The organism is Providencia sp. PROV119, from assembly GCF_028482435.1.
Taxonomy (GTDB): domain Bacteria; phylum Pseudomonadota; class Gammaproteobacteria; order Enterobacterales; family Enterobacteriaceae; genus Providencia; species Providencia stuartii.
In genome coordinates, this window is record NZ_JAMPQL010000023.1 from 88,293 (window position 1) to 109,499 (window position 21,207).

The following is a 21,207-nucleotide window of genomic DNA, read 5'->3' on the forward strand; positions in this document are numbered from 1 at the left end:
CAGTATGATGACTGACGCACTACTTATCGCTTTGATTGCTGGGATCGCGGGGGTCGATTTATTTAATGGTTTGACACACTTCCATCGACCTGTGGTTATTGGGCCTATTGTTGGATTGATTTTAGGTGATGTGCAAACGGGGTTATTAGTCGGAGGAACGTTAGAGCTGGTTTGGATGGGGATGGTGCCACTTGCTGGTGCTCAGCCCCCCAATGTCGTGATTGGCGGTATTATTGGCACGACATTTGCCATCATGACACATGCGGATCCTAAAGTTGCTATCGGTATTGCTGTACCGTTTTCTATCGCGGTACAAGGCTGTATCACATTACTGTTCACACTCTATTCACCCATGATGCATAAATGCGACGAAATGGTGAAAAAGCTCAATTGGCGCGGTATTGAGATGGTGAACTATTTTGGGATCCTGATTCTGTTTTCTTTCTACTTTATTGTTGCTTTCTTACCCATCTACTTTGGTGCTGATGCCGCAAGCGCCATGGTACAAAAAGCACCTCAATGGCTATTGGATGGCTTAGCTGTGGCGGGTGGCATGATGCCTGCGATTGGTTTCTCACTACTGATGAAAATCATGATGAAAAAGACGTATGTTGCCTATTTTATTCTTGGTTTTATTTCAGTGACTTTCCTGAATATGCCCATTATTGCGGTCGCACTTGGCGCGTTTGCAATCGCACTGATTGATTTCTTCAACCGCACACGTAATGACAACAATGATAACGGCAGCTCACCTAAAGTTGCTCAGGAGATGAATGATGGCATTTAATGACAATGATGAAGCTCTGGCAGCAAAAGCGGAGCAACGAATGGCTCAAGCGATGGCAACTAGTCAGGTTGAGCGTGATGATTACCTTGATAGCGAACCTGCAACAGCACTGACTCACCGTGATATTAACGTTATGGCACTGCGTTCGCTATTACTACAAGCTTCTTTTAACTATGAACGTATGCAAGCTGGCGGTTGGCTTTATACCTTGATCCCAGCGTTACGTAAAATTCATAAAAAACCGGAAGATTTATCTAATTCTATGAAAATGCACATGGAATTTATCAATGTGCATCCATTTGATGTGACATTTTTATCCGGTTTAGTGCTAGCGATGGAGCGTAGCAAGGAGAAGATTTCCACCATTCGTGCAGTGAAAATAGCGTTAATGGGGCCGCTAGGCGGCATCGGCGATGCGTTGTTCTGGCTAACCTTATTGCCCATCTGTGCTGGTATTGGGGCATCACTCGCACTACAAGGCAGTTTATTTGGGCCGATTATTTTTCTGCTTATGTTCAATATCGTGCATTTCGCATTGCGTTTTGGACTGGCTCATTATGGTTATCGCGCGGGAACAAAAGCGATAGCCATGCTAAAAGCACATACCAAAAATATCTCACATGCCGCTTCTATTGTTGGAATGACGGTTATCGGCGCCCTAGTTGCCTCTTATGTGCATCTTTCTACACCACTAATCATGACGGCTGGTGAAGCAAAAGTGGCTTTACAGACAGACGTTTTAGACAAACTGATGCCAAATTTATTGCCATTAAGCTTTACGTTACTTGTCTACTGGCTAATGAAAAAAGGTTTTTCACCTGTGAAATTAATTGGTGTCACCGTGGTATTTGGCGTGCTTGGTAAATTAGTTGGATTCTTATAAGAGGAATGGCAAATGTTAGGTGTCGTCATTACAGGCCATGGAGGTTTTGCGAGTGGCCTGTTACAAGCAGTACAACAGGTTATTGGCCCACAAGAACAATGTGTTGCGATAGATTTTCCTGAGGGAATGTGTACCGATTCGCTTCAACAAGCATTAAGAAAGGCAAGTCAGCAATGTGATCAAGGTGATGGTGTCGTTTTTTTAACAGATTTATTAGGTGGCTCACCATTTCGGCAAGCGTCATTGATGGCCTTGGAAAATCAAAACTACCAAGTTATCACTGGAACCAATATGCAAATGGTCGCAGAAATGATGCTGGAGAGGGATGGAATGTCAGTAACAGAATTCCGCGATATGGCATTGGAGTGTGGGCATCGGGGTTTAACCAGTTTGTGGCATGAGCAGCAACGTGAAAAACAATCTGTTGCTCATGATGATGGCATTTAAGGAGAGCATATGTATTTAATTTCTAACCGTGAAATGTTGAAAAAAGCACAACGTAATGGTTATGCAGTTCCCGCTTTTAATGTACATAACCTTGAAACTGTTCAAGTTGTTGTCGAAACAGCAGCAGCAATGTCATCCCCCGTTATTTTAGCAGGAACACCGAGCACGTTTACTTATGCAGGATTGGAATACATGGTATCGATTTGTCGTGAAGCTGCACGAGTGAATCACTTACCGATTGCATTACATCTTGATCACCATGAGGAGTATGACGATATTTGCCGTAAAGTACGTGCCGGTATTCGTTCTGTGATGATTGATGGCTCTCACTTTGCTTTCGAACAGAATATCGAAGCCGTCAGTAGAGTCGTGAAATATTGCCAAAATTATGATGTCAGCGTTGAGGCGGAGTTAGGGCGATTAGGGGGGCAAGAGGACGATTTAGTCGTTGATAGCAAAGATAGCTTCTATACTGATCCTATGGCGGCGAAAGAGTATATCACGCGTACAGGTATTGATTCATTGGCCGTCGCGATAGGATCCGCCCATGGCTTATATCATGGTGAACCTCACCTTGATTTTGAGCGTTTAGCGGCGATTAAACAGCAAGTCGATATTCCTTTGGTCCTACACGGTGCTTCTGGTATCCCTGAAGAGATGATTAAACGAGCGATTTCACTTGGTGTGTGCAAAGTGAATGTGGCAACAGATTTAAAAATTGCTTTTGCGGATGCTGTCAAAGCGCATTTTGCTGAGCACCCAGACGCTAATGACCCTCGTAAATATATTACACCAGGTAAAGAGGCAATGCGTAAAGTCGTTGAAAGTAAAATCAATATTTGTGGCAGTGCTGGTATGATGTAAGCCGTGTTTACTGACGCATACAAGAGGCACTGATAGGATGTAAGATGATGAAATCAGATAAACAGATATATGTTCGTAGGGCATTATTGCCTTCTGGGTGGGCTGATAATGTTTTAGTCGTATTGAATGATAATGGGTGTATCCAACACGTTATCCCGAATACGAAGTCTGCTGAAGAGCTATTGCCATTCACATTATTGCCTGCACTTATTGATACCCACATTCATGGTAGTGCTGGTGCCGATGTGATGGATGCGACCCATGAATCGCTCAATAATATATCTCGTTTCTTAGCATCGAAAGGCGTTGGCGCATTTTTAGCAACAACAGTGACCGCCCAGCATAAAGATATTGAGCGAGCATTGGTTCAAGTGAAAGATAGCCAGAAGCAAGGGGTAGATGGCGCCGAAATTCTAGGAAGTTATCTTGAAGGGCCATTTTTTACGGCCCAACATAAAGGAGCTCACCCAGAAAGCTTATTGCACCAACCTGAGAAAGCCCTATTACAGCAATGGATATCACTTGCTGAAGGAAGTTTAAAATGTGTAGCTCTCGCACCCGAGCATCCAACCTCTCTTGAGCTAATACCTTGGTTAAAATCACAAGGGATCCGTGTCATGCTTGGCCACTCCAGTGCGGATTATGCATTGACTCAGGATGGGCTAAATCAAGGTGCGGATGGGGTTGTTCATTGCTATAACGGCATGAATGGCCTACATCATCGTGAGCCAGGCATGGTCGGTGCAGCCTTAACCAACGACCAATGTCAGGTTGAATTAATCTGTGATGGTCATCATGTACATCCTGCCGCTATCAAAGTGGTTTACCGCTGCTGTGGGGAGCGGTTACTACTGATTACAGATGCGATGCGTGCTACTGGCATGCCTGATGGTGAATACTCTCTCGGTGAAATGACTGTGCAGATGAAAAAGGGGGTTGTCAGAACAGAAAGTGGTAGCCTCGCAGGGAGTACCTTAACCCTCGAACAAGGAGTGAAAACATTGCAGCAAGCTTGCGACATATCATTCGCACAAGCATGGTTACATGGCAGTTTATATCCAGCAAAAGCATTAGGTATTGCGGATCGTCTGGGATCAATCGCCCCCAACAAGCAAGCGAATTTAACGCTCTGTGATACAGCAGGCGAAATACAAGCAACCTTTGTAAACGGTAAGCGGGTTTTTCAACGATAAACAGATTTAGGGTATGAAACGCCATGCCCTAAGCGGTTGTCTTGCAATTGTATGAATAGATGTAGAATGGAACGTTGTTATTCTTATTAATTAAGAATAACTTGTTATCAGTATGTGAATATAATTCCATGATTTTTCTATGGAAACTGGCTTCAGTAAATCAGATTACTTGATTTAAATAGGCTATTTTCCTGCTTCGGCTGTGTTATGATACCTGCCCCCGACTATTTTTTGCTATTTTTTAGTCAGAGTTCTGATTGCTAAGCGCAAAAAACTGTGTATGGGAATATAACATATAATGATAAAAATCAGTCGGATAGGCTACTATGCTTTTACTTATTGATAATTACGATTCATTTACTTATAACCTATATCAATACTTCTGTGAATTAGGGGCGGAAGTACTCGTTAAACGTAATGATGAAATTTCTATCGAAGAGATAGAGTTGTTAGCGCCTACACACCTAGTGATCTCACCAGGCCCTTGTACGCCTGATGAGGCAGGGATCTCTCTTGAAGCAATTAAATATTTTGCAGGGAAAATCCCTATCTTAGGCATTTGTCTTGGTCATCAAGCGATCGGTCAAGCCTTTGGTGCAACGGTTGTGAAGGCTAGAGAAGTGATGCATGGCAAAACATCGGCTATTCATCATAACCACCAAGGGGTATTTAAAGGTTTAAATCGGCCACTAACAGTTACACGTTATCATTCTCTCGTTATTGCCGCAGAAACATTACCAGCGTCTTTTGATGTCTCCGCATGGTCACTGAATAACGGTGACGTAGATGAAATTATGGGAATACGTCATAAAACTCTGCCAATTGAGGGAGTTCAGTTTCACCCAGAAAGTATTCTGAGTGAACAAGGCCATGAATTGCTGAATAATTTTTTAAAATATTAGTTACTCACTGTATCTATAAAAAAATAAATTCATCCCCATCACTCGCTTTGCTATTGCTCTTTTGTGATTTTTTATTCATATTTAATGATTATATTTTCACTTAGGCATTGGATAAGGCAGGTGAGGGGTATGAAAGAACCACAAGCAGTAAATCGGCAAACTTATGATCAGGTTATTTTACCTATTTATTCTCCAGCGGAATTTATTCCTGTCCGTGGGGAAGGTAGCCGAGTTTGGGATCAGCAAGGTAAAGAATATATCGATTTTGCTGGTGGGATCGCGGTATTGGCATTAGGCCATTGTCATCCTGCATTAGTTGCTGCTGTTCGTGAGCAAAGTGAGAAACTATGGCATGTCAGTAATATTTTTACTAATGAGCCAACCTTAAGATTGGCACAGAAGCTGATCAATGCGACGTTTGCTGAGCGAGTGTTCTTCGCCAATTCAGGGGCGGAAGCTAATGAAGCTGCGTTTAAGTTAGCACGCCATTATGCCATTACCAAGCACAGCCCATATAAAACCAAAATTATTGCGTTCAAACAAGCTTTCCACGGACGTACTTTCTTTACGGTTTCAGTTGGAGGCCAAGCGAAATATGCGGATGGTTTTGGGCCGAAACCTGCTGATATTATTCATGTGCCATTTAATGATCTCGATGCCGTGAAAGCGGTGATAGATGAAAATACTTGTGCGGTGGTATTAGAGCCTGTTCAAGGGGAAGGTGGTGTGACTGCTGCCACGCAAGAGTTTATGCAAGGTGTGCGTAAGCTATGTGATGATAACAATGCATTACTGGTATTTGATGAAGTACAAAGTGGTATGGGGCGCACTGGGCAGTTATTCTCTTATATGCACTACGGCGTGACACCGGATATTCTGACTACAGCTAAGGCTTTAGGTGGCGGTTTCCCTATCAGTGCAATGTTAACAACCCATGAAATTGCGCAAGCTATGGGGTTGGGAACTCACGGTACCACTTATGGTGGTAACCCATTAGCCTGTGCGGTTGGTAATGCAGCATTTGATATTATCAATACAAAAGAGGTACTTGATGGTGTGACAAAGCGTCGTGAATTATTTGTTGCTCATTTGAATAAGCTGAATGAGAAATATAATATTTTTGCTGAAATTAGAGGTATGGGGCTATTAATTGGTGCAGAGCTTAAAGGAGAATTAAAAGATCGTTCGAAAGATATTTTACAAGCTTGTGCCAATGAAGGATTAATGATGCTTAATGCTGGCGCTAATGTATTACGTTTTACGCCATCGTTAATTATTTCGGAAGAAGAAATTAATAGTGGTATGTTGAAATTAGAAAAAGCGATTGAACGTATTCTGAAATAAATACATTTTTAACACTCAAAGAGGTTAATACCTCTTTGAGTCTTTTTGACCCTATAAATAATTTGGGGTATTTGCCTTTCATTAAAGGTGACCGTTTAGGCGGTCACCAAATACAATAATAAAACGGCTCATTGTCTGTTTTCTGTTTTGAATTGGCATACTCTACTTTTTAGAGGCCGATTCAATCGCTAAATAAATGGCTTTACGCACAGGATCATTAGAGCCTGATTGAGGGGGATTTTTTCATGCTCAAGGTGTTCAGTCAATTCCATATTTAATGTTGTTTCAACGATCAGTTTAGTCAGCCGTCGAGTGAACTGATTGAGCCGCTTCTCGTTTAAATTCCGCCCTGAAGTTACGTCGAATTTGCTTTGTTATACATGTCACCTGTTAAGTTATGCTGTGTATAATAACAGCTCTATTTAGGTGGTCAAATTAACTATGCCACTACACATACATCTATTCCGAAGGTGAAAGCGGAATTAATAAATAAAGAAACAGGGGAAATATTTAAAGAGACTAACCAAGGAAATAGACCGGATTATTTTTTAGGTGATAAAAATCGTCCAACGTTAATTAACGATAGAATGAAACTAAAGTAGAAAAAATCCTAGCAAATATGTATCGAATGGAAATATGGCTTCTGCTCATGCTGAAGTTGGTACTATTCGTAAGCATATGAAGATTATTACCGTTAGTCGAGATATGAATATGAGGGTGACAAAAGAGCCTGTATGTGGATATTGCCGCAATGGCAGATAAAGAAGGATTGAAATTATCAGTCAGCCGGATAATCAACGACTCGGCTTGGTGTGTGAGGGTAAAGTGACTGCCTGCCGTAAACCCGAGCTCATTCTGCCACTGACCACTAATAATCAGCTATGGGCGGGGGCGCAAGTACCCCATGGTATACTGTCTTGATTTTACCGCGTGTTCTTTAGCTGTTTGTGTTTTTACAGTACAATCACCTCGACTATAGACTTAAAAATCCTTAACTGTTCAATCCGTTACCAGTAGTTAATTTTATCTACTGAGATTTGATTTCACTTATTCAATAAATAACTTCATTGGCATGATTCAGCCAGCCCACACACTGGATGTCGGCAACAAGCGTTATATTTTTCGGGCTAAAAATCTAATTATCGCTGTCTCAATTAAGGAGCTGTGGACAAGTAATATTGGCACGTAGTTGAAAATGCCTTCCTGTAAATTTAGAAATACCGAGCCGTCGCAACTCGGTATCACAAATTAACAAGCAATTATGAAAACATGATTGCCTTAGCATGTTCAGTCATGTGGCTCCCTATATGATTTATTAAAAAATAAACAGCAAAGGTCAACATGCCCTAGCACTTTTTGTATTGATATTTTTTGTATGATTAATGCTAATTTCTTTCTTGGACATTTTATCGATATTTGTTTTGCGCGGATCGGCAGTCGAAGGGGATAATGCCATTCCACTCAGGTCTCTTTTTACCTGCCCATTGATAATCACTCGCCCCTTGCCCTGAGAATGAGATGAAATAATGTCAGTAGCCTGATGAATGGAACGTTTTTTTCTAGGTTGATCTAATTCCTGAGTGATAGTCGGTATCTTGAGGGGAATTCGGCTTCCTTTTTGATGTGCGATTGGTTTTGGGGGCGTGAAATTTTTAATTATTGCCTCTTTCTCGGATTGAGTTTGTGCTTTTTTATCCATATACCATACTAAATCCAGTTCTGAGTAGTCAGTGCCAATAAGGCTTGCATTGAGTTCTAATTTTTTCAGGTGGATCATTGAATTCACCTTTAGTGATTCAGCAGAATAACTATTAGCATCTAAATTAGCAGCAACCCTCTCACATTTAGATCTCAACTGCTCAAGTTTTTGTCGAAGATCCGTTGTGGGTCTAGGTATATTTAGCGAATGAGCTGACTGGTTACCACTCATATTACAATCATGCTCTTTAATCGTATTTGCTGAATGCTTCGATTTTAATGAATAGTTCAATGGTAACGATAATGAGGGCAGAGAAGGGAGTCGACTCTCCTTTAGGATATTGGCGATATTCATTGCCGCATCGATTTTAGCTTGTCGCTCTTTAAATGCGTTGTCATCGAATTTTACTGGTGTAGGTAAGGTGATTGATATTGGCTTAATGCTATTTGTTTCGTTAAGAAACTTATATTTTGCCTCTAAATTATTTCTTTTTATCCGGCATGATTCAGAGATTGTCTCAGGGGTCATATTGCCACGCTTTAGCATCTCTGCATGAGCCGTGATTGTTTGGTTGATATATTTTAGGGATGGACGATGTTCACTTATTTTCATTTTAATAAAACCTTCAAATAATAGTATATTAATTATTCTAGATTTTATTTTTTAGTAGATATGAATAATATAAAATAACGATATTAATGCTATTTTCTGGTTTTTCGGTGATGTTGAAGCAAAAATGGCTCTATATCAAAGATATAAAGCCATTATGCAATCGCGGTCTTACCAAAGTGGTGAGACTAATATCGGTTAACGAGTACCGTACACGACAATCGTTTTACCGTGTGCGGAGATCAGATTTTGGTCTTCTAGCATTTTCAAAATGCGACCAACGGTTTCGCGTGAACAACCAACGATTTGGCCAATTTCTTGGCGAGTGATCTTAATTTGCATCCCATCTGGATGCGTCATCGCATCGGGCTGTTTCGCTAAATTAAGCAGAGTTTGTGCAATACGGCCTGTCACATCAAGGAAAGCAAGGTTACCTACTTTTTCTGAGGTGGTTTGCAGGCGACTTGCCATTTGCGCAGAAAGGCGCATAAGAATATCAGGATTGACCTGAATAAGTTGACGGAATTTTTTGTAAGAAATTTCAGCGACTTCGCAGGCACTTTTTGCTCTAACCCAAGCTGAACGTTCTTGTCCTTCTTCAAATAACCCTAGTTCACCAATGAAATCTCCCTGATTTAAATAGGAGAGGATCATTTCTTTGCCTTCTTCATCTTTGATTAAAACAGCCACTGAGCCTTTAACGATATAGTAAAGGGTTTCTGCTTTTTCACCCTGATGAATCAGAGTGCTCTTGGATGGATATTTATGAATATGGCAGTGTGACAAAAACCATTCAAGAGTAGGGTCTGTTTGTGGCTTGCCGAGAACCATTAGCGTTATCCTCTGTATGTTAATACAGCCATTCAGTTAATTGTAACGAGAACGGCTGGTTTTTAAAGTCACTAGCTTAGCATATTAATTCGCATTATAGAGCAAGTTAATACCAACACTATAATATTATCAATTGAAACCTTGAGTTTTGATCTTAACCCTATCAGGTGGAACTTTGTTTGTAACATATTCAACCGAGAAAGTCTTGCTTTTATCGGTTCAGCATCTTAAAGCAGCTATTTGATTGAAAGTATTTATGCAACAATGTTATCTTTTAGAAAATATTTTCCTAGGGGAATTAAATATGGAAGCAAGAGTTAAATGGGTTGAAGGTCTCTCATTTTTAGGAGAATCAGCATCAGGCCATCAAGTTATGATGGATGGCAATTCAGGTGATAAAGCTCCAAGTCCAATGGAAATGGTGTTAATGGCGGTTGGGGGGTGTAGTTCAGTGGATGTTGTGTCTATTCTACAAAAAGGCCGCCATGACGTAAAAGGTTGTGAAGTTAAATTAACCTCACAACGCCGCGATGAAGCTCCACGTTATTTTACCCATATCAACTTACATTTTATTGTAACTGGAACGGATTTAACGGAAAAAGCGGTTGAACGTGCAGTTCAACTTTCGGCTGAAAAATATTGCTCAGTCTCTTTAATGTTAGAAAAAGCGGTTAAAGTTACCCACAGTTTTGAAATCCAGAATCAATAATTTATTTATTAATTATATAATTTTTTTAATTCATGATGCTTATTTATTAAATAATAATAAGCATCATCGGCGCTTAATCGTGTTTCTGCTTTATTAATTTTTCAACGAGAGGTGTCATAATTAATTCCATGGCTAAGCCTAATTTACCGCCAGGAACAACAATGGTATTCATTGCTGATATAAATGAGCCGTTTAACATGGACAGTAAATATGGGAAGTCAATTTGTTCTAGCCCCCTAAAACGGATCACAATAAAACTTTCATCTTGTGAAGGGATCGCTTTCGCAGAAAATGGGTTTGATGTGTCGACAGTGGGGACGCGTTGGAAATTAATATGCGTACGTGAAAATTGCGGCGTAATATAGTTGATGTAATCCCCCATTGAACGAACGACGGAGTCCATGACGGCTTCACGTGAATGGCCGCGTTCGGTCGTATCGCGGATCAACTTTTGAATCCATTCAAGGTTAACAATTGGTACAACGCCCACCAATAAATCAACATGTTGTGCAACATCATTTTCTGGCGTCACCACCCCGCCATGCAAGCCTTCATAAAAAAGAATATCACTGTTCGCAGGCAGGGACTCCCATGGCGTAAATGTACCGGGTTGAAGTCCATACGGTACCGCTTCATCATAGGTATGCAGGTACTTACGCGATTTACCATTACCATGTAAGCCATACTCTAACAGTGTCTGCTCTAATAAGGCGAAGTCATTGGCTTCTGGACCAAAGTAGCTGATATGGCGGCCTTGCTCTCTCGCCTTGCGAATAGCCATGTCCATTTCAGGCCGAGTATAACGATGGAAACTATCACCTTCTAAGGTTGCGGCTTGAATATTTAATTGGTGGAATATTTTACGAAATGCCAGACTTGTTGAGGTGGTTCCAGCACCACTAGAACCGGTAATTGCAATAATGGGGTGCTTTTTTGACATCGTGGACTCCCTGTGTTGCGTTACGTCCACGCTGTTTAAGCCATGAGCGAAACGGGGTTACGGGCGAAACTGATTTTTAGGCATAAAATTAACAGATTCGTGCAATTCTGACCAGACTAGCACAATTTCCCCAGAAACTAACAGCCGTTTCACATCATCCACTTTCTGCTGTAACGTCTTTTCATGCTCGCCGTAATCCGTTCCTTCACGGAGCACATAAGCTTCAATTAGGTTTTCCAAAGTTTCAGGTGCTAAATCTTTCCAAGGAATAATCATGATTGTTTATCCAAATACGGTGTTAGCCACTGTGGAATACGTTTCTCTAGCCACATTTCTGGCTTTCTTAAACTACCACTAACAAAACCAACATGCCCACCATGCTCTGTCATTTGGTATTCAATATTAGCAGGTAAACGTGAGATATCTGGCACGACTTCAGGTGCCATAAAAGGGTCATCTTTTGCGTGAATAATTAATGTTGGTTTTGTAATACGAGGCAGCCTTGGTAATGCACTGCATTTCTGGTAATAGTCAGTCGCATTCTCAAAACCATGAATTCTTGCGGTGATCACATCATCAAATTCACGAATACGTTTTAGCTGCTTTAATTGTAGCAAATTAAGCGGTAATGAACCCGGGTAGCGAACGAGTTTACGTGTTGCGTTACGCTTTAATCCATTAAGTAAATAGCGTTGGTAAAATTGAGAAAACCCTTTTTCCATACGGATTGAGCAAGGCTCTAGCATTAAAGGTGCGGAAACAACAACACCTGCATCAATATCGGCGTCATCACCATTTTCTGCTAAATAGCAGGCTAACATATTGCCACCAAGAGAATAACCAACAGCCGCTGTCGGAACATCCCCCCAAGTCTGCTTTAACCAATGCAAAAAGTAACGTGCATCACTGGTTTCGCCAGAGTGATAGATCCGTTTTTGGCGGTTAGGCTCGCCGCTGCAACCGCGAAAATGCATAATCACACCCAGCCATCCCTGCTTTTGGGCACTTTCAAGCATCCCATGCGCATAGGGGCTTTTAAAGTTACCTTCTAAGCCATGAAAGATGACTAAACGAGGTTTTTTGCTTGCCTGTTCGGGAGCTTCACTCCATGCAAGATCAATAAAGTCGCCATCAGGTAGCTCTAGCCGTTGCCAAATTGGTTTGATTTTCGGCGTTCTACGAAAAATTCTTGGCAATAATGTTTGAAGATGTGGATTTTTAGCCCAATTAATAGGGCGAAAGTTTTCTGACATAGCCTTAATTTAATTTAGTAATTCCCTTGTAGGGCACATAACATACTGTTATTTTTTTATGATGCAAGTATGCTCAATTTTTGAGGATTGATTATAAATGAGTCTAGGGCTGGTTTTTTCTCTTTTTACATTTCTATTCATTGCAGCAATAACACCTGGCCCTAATAACATGCTATTAACATCAAGCACGGCAAATTATGGGTTTCGTCGCAGTATTCCCTTATTATTAGGGATTATGTTAGGCATGCAATCAATACTTTACCTCTCCGCTTTCGGTGTTGCAGCGCTTTTATTGCTTTATCCTGCTTTGCATGTGGCGATGAAAATCGCGGGTAGTACGTACCTATTGTGGTTAGCATGGAAAACCGCTACGGCTCGTTATTCGCCACTAAAAACAGAAACGACAGCAACAAAAAATATCAAATGGTATCAAGGTGGTTTGTTACAATTTTTAAATCCTAAAGCATGGATGATGGGGTTAGGTGCTGTGGGGAGCTATAGTCTACCCGGAGAACTGTTTGTGCAATCCATTATCATCATGAGTATTGCGGTGGTTACCGTTAATTTTGTGGCAGGGCTAATCTGGATGGCGGGCGGAGCGTTGATCGGCCATTTTCTAAAAAGTCGCAGAGCGTGGTTTATTTTCAACTTAGTGATGGGGCTATTAACCGCGGCGTGTGTGCCATTAATTTGGCTCGAATAAAAAAGGGGGGATAGACAACCCCCCATTGCATTGATTGGCTTTATGTTAAATCGATATTTTTGCTGCCAAATAAGTAAGTGAAAATAAATCCACACACATAAGCAACAGCAATACCACCAACATACACAGCCATTCCAGCAAATACGCCTTGGGCTGATGTCATTAGCGGAATGGCGACAAGACCCGATGGCCCGAATACGGTATTAAGCCCGACAGGTAACCCCATCCAAGCGATTAGCCCAATGAAGAAACCACCCGCAGCACCCCCCAAGCAAGCCGTTACAAAAGGTTTTACTCGAGGCAAGGTGACACCATAAATCAGCGGTTCGCCGATACCGAGGAAACCCGGAATGATAGCGCCACGAATTTGATTACGTAAGATAGAGCCTTTCTTCGCTTTCGCATAGAGCGCTAATGCTGCACCGACTTGTCCTGCCCCCGCCATTGCTAAAATAGGGAATAGGGAGTTGAAGCCTTGTGCATCCACTAGGGCAAAATAGACGGGAACAAACCCTTGGTGTACACCAAACATCACCGCAATCAAGAATAAACCCGCTAATATTGCCGTTCCGAAAGGATTACCGTTTAAGTGCATAAACAGCCATGACATGCCATTAAATAACCAGCTTCCTAGTGGCATAATGACAACATAAGCGGCAGCACCAACAATAAGCAACGTGATGGTTGATGTTAAAATCATATCGAGGTTAGAAGGAATGATTTTACGGACTTGTTTTTCAACCGATGCACCGAAAATACAAGCGATTAACACGCCAATAATGCTACCACGCGGGTCGATATCCCAACCAAAGAAGTTGGTCATTCCAGAAAAGACCCCTGAAGTGGCATTTGGGTCATAACCAAGGACGAATAGTGCAGCGATGATAGCACCATTGACGCCACTTCCACCGAATGCTTTTTGCGCGTTATAACCAATCAGAATGCTTAAAAAGCTAAATAGCCCCTTACTAAACACTGACATATACAGGATCAGATGAACTGCGAATGTCTGTTGTTCAGGCGACTTCGGTAAACCCCCAGGGTAAAGGGTTTGAGTTGCTAACGTAGCAAAACCGAGTAATAAGCCTGCTGCAATAAAGCCCGGAATAAGAGGGGTAAAAATGGTCGCAAACTTAGATAAAAAACGATGAATTGCACTTGTTTGCTTTTGCTTCATTTGCTGTTTATTGGATGAAGCGAGGGCATTTAAGTTATTTTCTAATGATGTATCGATGTTAGAAAAGAAACCAGATTCATCGCTTTCTAAGAGCTGATTCATGAGATCAGAGGCGGTTTGTGCTTTGCCGGGGCCGAGTACAATCTGCAATTGATCTTCACTTTCAATCACACCAAGAACGCCGGGGATCTGTTTAATTGCTGTTTTATCGACAAGTTGGTCATTGTTGAGGGTCAAACGTAAACGTGTCATACAGTTTCCTGCATGACGAATATTTTCACTACCCCCGACATTTTGCAGGATTGCCTGCATCATTTCTTTTGTTATTTTAGCCATGCCATTTACCCTATCAGTTCCCGTGTATTAAACGGACTTTGCGACATTAAGAGCTGTACGAATAAAACCTTGGTTGTCCGATAGCAATTGACGCGCTTCCTGAGCATCAAGCCCAGATAAGATCATCAAAATTGCAGTCTTACAGTGTCTTTGGCATTGTTGTAGTGCTAGCTCCGCAGTTTGCCTGTCACACTCAGTTGCCTCCATGACAATTTTGACTTGTCTCTCAACCAATTTGGCATTGGTTGCTTCGACATCCACCATTAAATTACCGAAAACCTTTCCGATACGGATCATGGCGCCAGTCGTGATCATATTGAGCACCAGTTTTTGTGCAGTACCTGCTTTCATACGTGAAGAGCCAGTCACGACTTCAGGCCCGACAATAGGGGTGATGGCGATATCGGCAGCATTTGCGACAGGGCTATTCGGATTACAGCTGATTGAAGCGGTAACTGCGCCGACCTTGCGCGCATAAGCCAGTGCCCCGAGTACATAAGGTGTACGCCCACTTGCCGCGATACCCACTAAAACATCTTTATCGTTAAATTGAATATTAAGCAGGTCTTGCTCACCCAGCTCTGGCTTATCTTCGGCATTTTCCACAGCGCGAAAAATAGCTTGGTGACCGCCAGCGATTAAGCCGACCACCTGCTCATGAGGTGTACCGTAGGTAGGAGGGCATTCACTGGCATCTAAAATTCCTAAACGGCCAGAAGTGCCAGCACCAACATAAATTAAGCGGCCACCATTAAGAAATGCTTGGGCCACCTTATCGACAAGTTGGGCAACTTGCGGCAGGACTTTCTCAACCGCTAAAGGCACTTGCTTGTCTTCGTTATTAATGACTTGCAACATATCGATGGTCGACAGTTGATCGATATTGGTGCTCGCGGCGTTACGGCTTTCAGTTACCATTCTGCTTAAGTCAATGGTCATAATAAATTACTCCTACCTCAGTTAATGAGGCGATATTAAGGAATTATTTATTCCAGTGATGTGATAATGATCACGGCGTTCTCTATTCTGAATTGCCAATATGAAAGAATATTTTCGGATAATTTAGATTGCTTAAATAAATTACTTATTGAATTTAAAGGATTAAAACTAAGTAATGAAGTTATTCTAATAGGAATAATTTATTTTTTATTATATTCAACAAATAAGGAATTAAGGATGACTTTACTGGATACCATCACTTGTTTGCTGCCAAGACTTGCGGAAAACCAACGTAGGATCGCTCAGTTTATTCTTGAGAAGCCAGAGCGTGTACTGAGCTTATCGTCACAGCAGTTAGCGGAAACATTAAATGTGAGCCAATCCGCTGTGGTGAAATTTAGCCAAAAAGTCGGTGTCAAAGGGTATCCAGCATTGAAGTTAGCGTTAAGTGAGATCATCGGACGGCAGCAATTTGATGAGGCCAATCCGCATACGGCGTTGCATAACCGTATCACGCAAAATGATAACTTGATGGTAGTTGCACAAAAATTAGCATTAGAAAAAAATTATTCGATTACTGAAACAACTCGCCATATCGATTTCAAACTGTTTGAAAAAATTGTGGATGCCATTGATAAATCCCAGCGTGTACAAATTGTTGGCATTGGCGGCTCGGGGTTAACCGCGAAGGATTTAAGCTATAAATTACAAAAGATAGGCATTACCACATTGGTGGAGTCCGATCATCATGTGCAAATTGCTGCAGCGTTGACATTGACCCCACAAGATACACAGATTGTCATTTCTTTTACGGGCAAACGTAAAGACATGCTGACCGCCGCGAGTATTGCGCGTAAGCAAGGTGCGAATGTGATTGCAATCACCCGTAGTCGGCTGTCACCGCTTGCTCAATTAGCTGATTATGTGCTTGAGAGTATCGCGGAAGAAAATGAATGGCGCAGTTCATCGATTTCCTCACGCACGGCACAAAATACCTTAACCGATCTGCTGTTTATGGCGCTATTACAAAAACGTGAAGCACGGGCGAAAATGTTGGTGATGAATGCGCGAGTCATGATCAACAGGCTAGATGAATAAAAATAAAGCTGTTTTTTATCAATTAGTAATCCGCTTGTTTTTGCAAAAAGTACCTATTTGCGTTAAGACTAATGTAGTGAGTGAATAATTTGACGTAATTTATAGGGGCATTATTAATGAGGGCACTAATTGTTTATACCGAGCTAACGGATAAAGATTCCGTGATTAGCCATGCCGTAGCAAGACTTGCCAGTGAGTTGAATGATGAGCATGTGGAAACTGTCATTATTCGTGACTTTGAAGATGGCCTCGCTTATATCCGTTCAAATACCAGTATTGATTGCTTGTTATACGGTCGCGATATGTCGGATCGTGACGAACAAATCCAAGCACATCGCTTAATTACGCAATTACACCGAAGGCAAGAAGATGTACCGGTTTTCTTGCTTAGTGACCGTGAAGAGGCATTGGTCGCCTTTGACCGCAATATGATGGAGCAAGTTGACGAGTTCGCATGGATATTGGAGGACTCTGCCGACTTTATTGCGGGTCGAGTACTTGCCGCTATCCAACGTTATCGCTCACAACTACTCCCGCCGCTCATGAAAAGCCTCATTAAATACAGTGATGTTCATGAATATTCATGGGCAGCGCCGGGGCACCAAGGAGGTGTTGGTTTTACCAAAACGCCTGCTGGACGTATTTACCATGATTTCTTTGGTGAAAATCTCTTTCGTACAGATATTGGTATTGAACGGGTGGCAGTGGGATCGCTACTGGATCATACCGGTGCATTTGGTGAGTGTGAAAAGAACGCCGCTCGCATTTTTGGCGCCGACCAATCTTATTCCGTGGTGGTCGGTACGTCCGGCTCTAATCGGACAATTATGCAGGCCTGTATGACCGATGATGATGTGGTGGTGATTGACCGTAACTGCCATAAATCGATCGAGCAGGGCTTGATTTTAACGGGAGCAAAACCCGTTTATATGATCCCAAGTCGTAACCGTTACGGTATTATCGGGCCAATTTACCCAAAAGAAATGACCCCAGATGCGATTAAATTTAAAATCGCGGCTAACCCGTTAACGAAAGGTAAAGTAAAGCAAAAACCCGCTTATAGTGTGGTGACTAACTGTACTTATGATGGTGTCTGCTATAACGCACGTAAAGTGCAAGATTTGCTCGATGGCTCTTTAGACCGTATTCATTTTGATGAGGCTTGGTATGGTTACGCGCGCTTTAACCCGCTTTATCGTAACCACTTTGCCATGCGTGACGAAGAGCGGACAGAAAACGAGCCGACTATCTTCGCTACCCATTCCACCCATAAATTACTCAATGCGCTGTCTCAAGCGTCGTTTATTCATGTGCGTAACGGGCGTAACGCCATTGACTTTAATCGTTTTAATCAAGCCTATCTAATGCACTCAACAACCTCACCGCTATATGCTATTTGTGCATCTAATGATATTGCTGCCGACATGATGGACGGCAATAGTGGACGTTCACTGACGGATGAAGTGATCCGAGAATCTATCGACTTTAGGCAATCTTTAGCCTACCTATATAAAGAGTTTCTCAATGATGATGAATGGTTTTTCAAACCTTGGAATCAGGAGATGGTGAAAGACCCCGCAACAGGGAAACGATACGCCTTTGAAGATGCACCTGTTGAATTATTGATGAGGGAACAGAGTTGTTGGGTAATGCACCCTGAAGATAAATGGCATGGTTTTAATGATATTCCTGATAATTGGGCCATGCTAGACCCCATTAAAGTGAGTATTCTTGCTCCCGGTATGGGAGACGATGGAAAGCTGTTAGATACAGGGGTTCCTGCCGCTCTCGTGACAGCATGGCTGAATCACTATGGCATTGTGCCAACAAGAACGACGGATTTCCAAATTATGTTCTTATTCTCCATGGGCATCACCAAAGGAAAATGGGGAACATTAGTTAATACGTTACTTTCCTTTAAACGCCATTATGATAACAACACTGCCTTGAAAAAGGTGTTACCCGAAGTCGTGGCGTCAGCACCTGAAATTTATGGTGAAATGGGGTTACGTGATCTCGGCGATAAAATGTTTGCCTATCTACAAAAAAATAATCCGGGTGCACGATTAAATCAGGCCTATTCGCAATTACCTCAAGTGATGATGACTCCACGCGATGCCTATCAACAAATAGTCGCTAACCGTGTTGAAGCCGTACCCGTTGATCAGCTCATGGGGAGAGTGGCTGCAAACTCGATTATCCCTTATCCACCGGGGATCCCGATGCTCTTATCGGGGGAGAACTTTGGTGATGAAAATAGCCCGCATATTCATTATCTACGGAGTTTACAGGCATGGGATAGTGAATTTCCCGGGTTTGAGCATGAAACAGAAGGAACAGAAATTATTGATGGCCAATATTATGTGATGTGTGTGAAAACATGTGATGAATAAGCGATAAAAGATAGCCCGATATTAAATGGGCTATCTTAATCAAACAATTATGCGTTGGCCTCAAATTCGCTAGTCATGGTTTCAAGCTGCTCTTGCAACTCCATCCACGCCATTTCTACCTCTTCTAATGCGTTTTTTTGCTCCGTTTGCTTTTTCAGGCACTCGGTCAATTCAGCTTTACGCTCTTGCTCATAAATTGCAGCGTCAGATAATGTTGCTTCCAATTCTGCTAGCAGCGCTGAATGTTTCTCCATTTTCTTTTCCAACTCAATCAATTTTTTACGGATAGGCTGAGTTTGTTGGCGAAATTCTGCTTCGCGGCGCTTTTGATCTTTCCTATCTTGCGCAGTGACCGTTGCGTTATTGGTTGGTCGCTCTTTTTCTTGCAATTCACGAACCTGCTGCAACTCCAGTTTATTTTGCTCTGCTAGCCATTGCTGGTAATCATCTAAATCACCATCAAAAGGCTCTACTAAACCGTCGTGCACGAGATACAAATCATCCGTTGTTGAGCGTAATAAGTGCCTATCATGGGAAACGACAACTAATGCACCTTCAAAATCAATTAAAGCTTCTGTTAAGGCTTGGCGCATATCTAAATCAAGATGGTTGGTTGGCTCATCGAGTAGTAACAGATTCGGCCGTTGCCAAACAATCAATGCCAACACTAAGCGTGCTTTTTCCCCTCCAGAAAAACGCCCGCTAGGATCAGTAACTTGATCGCCTTTAAAACCAAACCCTCCCAAATAATCACGTAACTGTTGTTCAGTCTCTTGTGGCGCAATTCGTGCTAGGTGCTGTAAAGGGGATTCATCCGCATGCAAGTACTCAAGCTGATGCTGTGCGAAATAGCCGAGTTTAATCCCTTTCGCTAGCGATACTACGCCTTGCAGAGGCTGCAAATCACCTGCAAGTAGTTTAATCAGTGTCGATTTACCTGCGCCATTACGGCCCAATAAACCAATACGAGAGCCTGGTACTAAATTCAATTTGATTGAGTTTAGGATGACTTTATCACCATAACCCGCGCTGACTTTCTCCATTTTTAATAATGGATTTGGCAAACTCTCTGGCTGGCGGAATGAAAAATGAAACGGATTATCCACATGTGCAGGTGCCACCATTTCCATACGCTCTAACATCTTAATACGGCTTTGTGCTTGTTTCGCTTTGGTGGCTTTTGCTCTAAATCGGTCGATATAACTTTGTAAGTGAGCCGCTTTAGCCTGCTGACTCTCATAGAGAGATTGTTGCTGAGCGAGTTTCGTGGCGCGTTGACGTTCAAATGAGGAGTAGTTGCCCGTATATTCGAACATTGTTTCTTGTTCAATATGCAGCACTTTATCGATAATAGGATCGAGGAAGTCTCGGTCATGAGAAATTAATATTAATGTGCCGGGATAGCTTTTGAGCCATTTTTCTAGCCAAATAACAGCATCTAAATCAAGGTGGTTGGTCGGTTCGTCCAACAGCAAGAGGTCTGAGCGACATAGCAGCGCTTGAGCAAGGTTAAGGCGCATACGCCATCCACCTGAAAAAGATTTTACAGGCTCTTGTAACTGGTTTTGGCTAAAACCTAGGCCATGTAATAGGCTAGAGGCGCGAGAGCGGATGCTCCAAGCATTAATTGCATCAAGTTGACCATGCAAGGCCGCGATTGCATTACCATCATTTTTTTCGTTGGCAAGTTGTAGCTGTTGTTCAAGCGCACGAAATTCGCGATCACCATCAATGACATATTCTAGAGCAGGAACATCCAGCGCAGGTGTTTCTTGATTAACCCATGCCAGTGACCATGTGCTGGGAAAGCTAGCTGAGCCTGCTTCTGCTTGTAATTCACCTTTGAGTAACGCAAGCAGTGTGGATTTGCCACAGCCATTTTTCCCCACGAGCCCAACTTTTTGACCGGGGTTAACTGTAGCGGTGGCATTGTCCAGAAGAACACGTACGCCACGGCGAATTTGTAAGGAAGAGAAAACAATCATAGCAGCCGTCAGTTGAAAATATGTTAAATTAAATAATGAATACCCTCAGATTTTCAACAAGCGTATGGCCATATGAAAATGACGGGGCGTAAAAATAAAAGCGCTTTACCAAAAG

The 21,207-nt window shown here is 42.1% G+C and carries 20 protein-coding genes and 2 pseudogenes; 13 read left to right on the forward strand and 9 right to left on the reverse strand.

The features are described 5' to 3' along the window. Window positions 1-4: 4 nt before the first annotated feature. The 7 genes from agaW to argD all read left to right on the forward strand — a co-directional run bounded on the left by agaW (window position 5) and on the right by argD (window position 6,420). A complete protein-coding gene (gene agaW, locus PSF11_RS16855) occupies window positions 5-787 on the forward strand; it encodes a PTS N-acetylgalactosamine transporter subunit IIC (RefSeq protein WP_004923830.1) in 783 nt (260 codons plus the stop codon). Next, window positions 777-1,670, forward strand: coding sequence for a PTS system mannose/fructose/sorbose family transporter subunit IID (locus PSF11_RS16860; RefSeq protein WP_036942174.1), 894 nt, complete (start codon window positions 777-779; stop codon window positions 1,668-1,670). Before agaW ends, PSF11_RS16860 begins: the two co-directional genes overlap by 11 nt. A 12-nt stretch (window positions 1,671-1,682) precedes the next feature. After that, entirely contained in the window at window positions 1,683-2,117 is a 435-nt protein-coding gene (agaF, locus tag PSF11_RS16865) for a PTS galactosamine/N-acetylgalactosamine transporter subunit IIA (protein ID WP_004923836.1), read from the forward strand. Between the two features lie 9 nt (window positions 2,118-2,126). Further along, entirely contained in the window at window positions 2,127-2,981 is an 855-nt protein-coding gene (locus PSF11_RS16870; protein ID WP_014656969.1) for a tagatose bisphosphate family class II aldolase, read from the forward strand. 44 nt (window positions 2,982-3,025) lie between these two features. Next, on the forward strand, window positions 3,026-4,174 hold the full coding sequence (nagA, locus tag PSF11_RS16875; RefSeq protein WP_081368639.1) for an N-acetylglucosamine-6-phosphate deacetylase: 1,149 nt from the start codon (window positions 3,026-3,028) through the stop codon (window positions 4,172-4,174). 326 nt (window positions 4,175-4,500) lie between these two features. Continuing rightward, a complete protein-coding gene (locus PSF11_RS16880) occupies window positions 4,501-5,076 on the forward strand; it encodes an aminodeoxychorismate synthase component II (protein ID WP_004923848.1) in 576 nt (191 codons plus the stop codon). Window positions 5,077-5,205: 129 nt separating this feature from the next. Further along, entirely contained in the window at window positions 5,206-6,420 is a 1,215-nt protein-coding gene (gene argD / locus PSF11_RS16885) for a bifunctional acetylornithine/succinyldiaminopimelate transaminase (protein WP_042117047.1), read from the forward strand. Between the two features lie 81 nt (window positions 6,421-6,501). Here the strand turns inward: argD and PSF11_RS16890 are convergent. Next, a pseudogene (locus PSF11_RS16890) lies at window positions 6,502-6,642 on the reverse strand (IS256 family transposase); the annotation flags it as partial. Window positions 6,643-7,056: 414 nt separating this feature from the next. Here PSF11_RS16890 and PSF11_RS21390 point away from each other — a divergent pair. Further along, the gene (locus tag PSF11_RS21390; protein ID WP_419177201.1) at window positions 7,057-7,182 is read left to right on the forward strand and encodes a cytidine deaminase-like fold-containing protein; all 126 of its coding nucleotides are present in this window, start codon (window positions 7,057-7,059) and stop codon (window positions 7,180-7,182) included. A gap of 414 nt (window positions 7,183-7,596) precedes the next feature. Next, window positions 7,597-7,731: pseudogene (locus tag PSF11_RS16895) on the forward strand (IS5/IS1182 family transposase); the annotation flags it as partial. Between the two features lie 25 nt (window positions 7,732-7,756). Here the strand turns inward: PSF11_RS16895 and PSF11_RS16900 are convergent. After that, window positions 7,757-8,731, reverse strand: a complete 975-nt coding sequence (locus PSF11_RS16900) for a hypothetical protein (RefSeq protein ID WP_072502588.1) — start codon at window positions 8,729-8,731, stop codon at window positions 7,757-7,759. Between the two features lie 195 nt (window positions 8,732-8,926). Then, entirely contained in the window at window positions 8,927-9,559 is a 633-nt protein-coding gene (gene crp, locus PSF11_RS16905) for a cAMP-activated global transcriptional regulator CRP (RefSeq protein WP_004923862.1), read from the reverse strand. A gap of 304 nt (window positions 9,560-9,863) precedes the next feature. Between crp and PSF11_RS16910 the strand changes: the two genes are divergently transcribed. Next, a complete protein-coding gene (locus PSF11_RS16910; protein ID WP_014656965.1) occupies window positions 9,864-10,268 on the forward strand; it encodes an OsmC family protein in 405 nt (134 codons plus the stop codon). A 73-nt stretch (window positions 10,269-10,341) separates the two neighbouring features. On the opposite strand, the gene PSF11_RS16915 is transcribed toward PSF11_RS16910, so the two are convergent. The 3 genes from PSF11_RS16915 to PSF11_RS16925 are packed head-to-tail and all read right to left on the reverse strand — an operon-like array spanning window position 10,342 to window position 12,461. Further along, a complete protein-coding gene (locus PSF11_RS16915; RefSeq protein ID WP_004923866.1) occupies window positions 10,342-11,208 on the reverse strand; it encodes a phosphoribulokinase in 867 nt (288 codons plus the stop codon). 57 nt (window positions 11,209-11,265) lie between these two features. Then, complete coding sequence (locus tag PSF11_RS16920) at window positions 11,266-11,484, reverse strand: YheU family protein (RefSeq protein ID WP_004923869.1); 219 nt, start codon at window positions 11,482-11,484, stop codon at window positions 11,266-11,268. Next, window positions 11,481-12,461: a hydrolase gene (locus PSF11_RS16925; protein ID WP_004923872.1), complete on the reverse strand. Its 981-nt coding sequence runs from the start codon at window positions 12,459-12,461 to the stop codon at window positions 11,481-11,483. The genes PSF11_RS16920 and PSF11_RS16925 overlap by 4 nt, the downstream gene beginning before the upstream one ends. A 97-nt stretch (window positions 12,462-12,558) precedes the next feature. On the opposite strand from PSF11_RS16925, the gene PSF11_RS16930 reads away from it, so the two are divergent. Further along, complete coding sequence (locus tag PSF11_RS16930; RefSeq protein WP_004923874.1) at window positions 12,559-13,164, forward strand: LysE family translocator; 606 nt, start codon at window positions 12,559-12,561, stop codon at window positions 13,162-13,164. A gap of 40 nt (window positions 13,165-13,204) precedes the next feature. On the opposite strand, the gene murP is transcribed toward PSF11_RS16930, so the two are convergent. Both murP and murQ read right to left on the reverse strand, forming a co-directional pair. Then, a complete protein-coding gene (murP, locus tag PSF11_RS16935; RefSeq protein WP_004923877.1) occupies window positions 13,205-14,677 on the reverse strand; it encodes a PTS N-acetylmuramic acid transporter subunit IIBC in 1,473 nt (490 codons plus the stop codon). A gap of 27 nt (window positions 14,678-14,704) precedes the next feature. Further along, on the reverse strand, window positions 14,705-15,616 hold the full coding sequence (murQ, locus tag PSF11_RS16940) for an N-acetylmuramic acid 6-phosphate etherase (RefSeq protein WP_040132705.1): 912 nt from the start codon (window positions 15,614-15,616) through the stop codon (window positions 14,705-14,707). Between the two features lie 237 nt (window positions 15,617-15,853). Between murQ and PSF11_RS16945 the strand changes: the two genes are divergently transcribed. Next, the gene (locus PSF11_RS16945; RefSeq protein WP_014656964.1) at window positions 15,854-16,714 is read left to right on the forward strand and encodes a MurR/RpiR family transcriptional regulator; all 861 of its coding nucleotides are present in this window, start codon (window positions 15,854-15,856) and stop codon (window positions 16,712-16,714) included. Between the two features lie 116 nt (window positions 16,715-16,830). Then, window positions 16,831-19,107, forward strand: coding sequence for an arginine decarboxylase (gene adiA / locus PSF11_RS16950; RefSeq protein ID WP_004923888.1), 2,277 nt, complete (start codon window positions 16,831-16,833; stop codon window positions 19,105-19,107). 47 nt (window positions 19,108-19,154) lie between these two features. Here the strand turns inward: adiA and PSF11_RS16955 are convergent, their stop codons facing one another. Further along, the gene (locus PSF11_RS16955) at window positions 19,155-21,092 is read right to left on the reverse strand and encodes an ABC transporter ATP-binding protein (protein ID WP_072502587.1); all 1,938 of its coding nucleotides are present in this window, start codon (window positions 21,090-21,092) and stop codon (window positions 19,155-19,157) included. Between the last annotated feature and the right edge of the window lie 115 nt (window positions 21,093-21,207).